The organism is Butyricicoccus sp. AM32-19 (assembly GCF_003480365.1).
GTDB classification, from domain to species: domain Bacteria; phylum Bacillota; class Clostridia; order Oscillospirales; family Butyricicoccaceae; genus Agathobaculum; species Agathobaculum butyriciproducens.
In genome coordinates this window covers 1,559-3,944 of the sequence record NZ_QUIX01000033.1, presented here as the reverse complement: position 1 = coordinate 3,944, position 2,386 = coordinate 1,559, and the positions used below count along the sequence as shown (strand labels likewise).

At 50.8% G+C, this 2,386-nt stretch carries 1 protein-coding gene and 1 riboswitch; the gene reads left to right on the top strand.

Annotated elements, in window-relative coordinates:
• Nucleotides 1–308: 308 nt before the first annotated feature.
• Nucleotides 309–400, top strand: a riboswitch (cyclic di-GMP riboswitch).
• 109 nt (nt 401–509) lie between these two features.
• A partial coding sequence (locus tag DW806_RS14850; protein ID WP_199677325.1) for an S-layer homology domain-containing protein occupies nt 510–2,386 on the top strand: 1,877 nt, incomplete at its 3' end.

The window sequence follows — 2,386 nt, the reverse complement described above, 5'->3', positions numbered from 1 at the left end:
GGGGAGAGGAACGAAATCCGCGCCGCCCGCGTCTTTCCTCTCCCCCTGCTGCGGTTGATGGATAACTCCCTTGCGGCAGTTACCCACAGCCGCAGCACCCCCTCACCATTCTCGCGGCGGCGAGCGCAGAGAGAAATCTTTTGAAGTCTATAACAGTAGACCCTTTGCGACGCGGACAGTCTACAATTTTGAACAATTACTTGTTTAAGTACAAAAGGACTTTTGTTGAAATTGACAAAGTGATAATTGACAGATACCAAGCAACTTAGTATAATTTAATTAACTAAAAACCCAAACTCTTGGGAGAATGGCAGAAATGGCAAAACAGAGGAAACTCTGCGGCGCAAAGCTATAGGGTCTAAACGATTGCTCTGCAATCGCATGACAGCCAGCTGCCTAACCAGTCCCCGCATTTTAAGAAACAGCGCAATACTGTGTGGACTACTATCCATGTGGTATTGCGCTCTTTTTTACCTGTTTGGGCGCAAAAGAAAGGGAGCGATCGAAAAATGAAACGCACACGAATCAGCGTATTGCTTGTAATAGCCTTGCTGTTGCAGCTATACGCACCACTCACGGCAGGCGCAGCGGACTTTACGCCAAACCCACAGACGGAATATGCCAAACGGTTTATTGCCGCCTGTGATGGACAGACCTGGTTCATCAATGAGATTGAGCGTTTGCTGAACGCCCAGCAGCGCACACTGGATACCATCACCGGAGCGGAAGACCTTGTGGAGATCAAGAGCATTGGTCTAAAAGGTCAGAACATCACCGGACATATACCGGCTGCAATCGGGGAACTTAGTGAATTGCGGTATCTGTTCCTCTCGGATAATCATTTGAGCGGAGATATTCCGTCTGCGCTCTATACGCTCCCGAAACTGCAAAATGTAGACTTGGGCGGCAATGATTATGCAGGTGCGATTCCTTCCGAGTTTGGTACAATGCCCGCATTGAAAACGCTGGTTCTAAAAGATAACCAGTACACTGGTACGATACCGGACACGATTTTGAGCAATACCCAGATTGAGGTGCTGAACCTCATGGGAAATCAGTTGACCGGCGGTTTTCCTGCGGCAGTTGCCGGTATGAGCAGTCTGAAATACTTGAACCTTTCGGAAAATGCTATCGGCGGTACGATTCCCGACCTGTCCGCGCTGAATAACCTTATCTCGCTTTCGGCGTGGCAATGCGGATTGACCGGCACGATTCCCGAAACGCTGTACTCGCTTTCTGGTTTGCAGATTTTAGACTTGTCTGAAAACAAGCTGGAAGGCGAAATCTCTGCCGGTATTGCTAATCTGGCAGACCTGCAATATCTCGCGCTGGACACGAACCCTCTGCGCGGTGTCTTACCGGACGCATTTACGCAGACTGCGTTGACCGAGATTCATTTGGAAAACACTTATTTGCGCGGTTTTGTTCCTGCTACGCTCAAAGCACGGCATGACGCAGGTGCAAAGGTGTATCTGAACAATAACTACATGACCGGCGCTGTCTTAAAGGATATGCCGAACAACAGCGGCAACTTTACAGATGGTGCAGCAAGTGAACAGCATCAGCTTGCCGGCACTCGTTCCACGGTTACTGTCAGCAAGGACGGCACGGTAAATCTGTATGCGCTGCTGCTGAACAAGTCGCTGACTACCGGCAGCACGGCAAAGGTGCTGCTTAGACCGGACGAGTATGTTGTCACCTTCGATGATACCAAGGTGCAGGTTACTGCGGATAGCAGCGGTATCTATGTGAAGGCATTGACGGATATTCCGCTGAATACGAATTTCAGTATCACAATCCAAATCAAGGACAACACCGGCTCTGAATATTCCAAGGTGAAGCTGACCCTCACTACTGATGTTACCAGCGGTGGCGGCGGTGGTATCGGCGGCGGTGGCGGCGGCACAACCGAAACGCCCAAGGCAGAACACAAGCTGTATATCAACGGCTTTACCGATGGTATGTTCCATGCCGAACGCAATATCACCCGCGAACAGACCGCGAAAATGCTGATTGACGCGCTGGAAAAGGAAACCGCCGAACCGGAGCAGTCCTCGTATACCGATGTTGCCAACAACCGCTGGTCGTATCGCTGGGTAGAAGCAGCGTCCAAGGAAGGCTACATGGTAGGCTATAACGGCGGCGTGTTCAAACCGGAATCTGCAATCACTCGTGCCGAGATGGCAACGGCCTTGTCGCGTATCGCAGCAAAGGAAGGCTTGATTATGACCAGCAGTACCAAGACCTTCTCTGATGTGGCAGACGGCAAATGGTACAGCAGCTATATTCGTCAAGCGGTGCAGTACGGCTTAATCAGCGGCTATACGGACGGCACCTTCCGACCGGAGCAGTACATCACCCGCGCTGAAACCGTAACGATGATAAA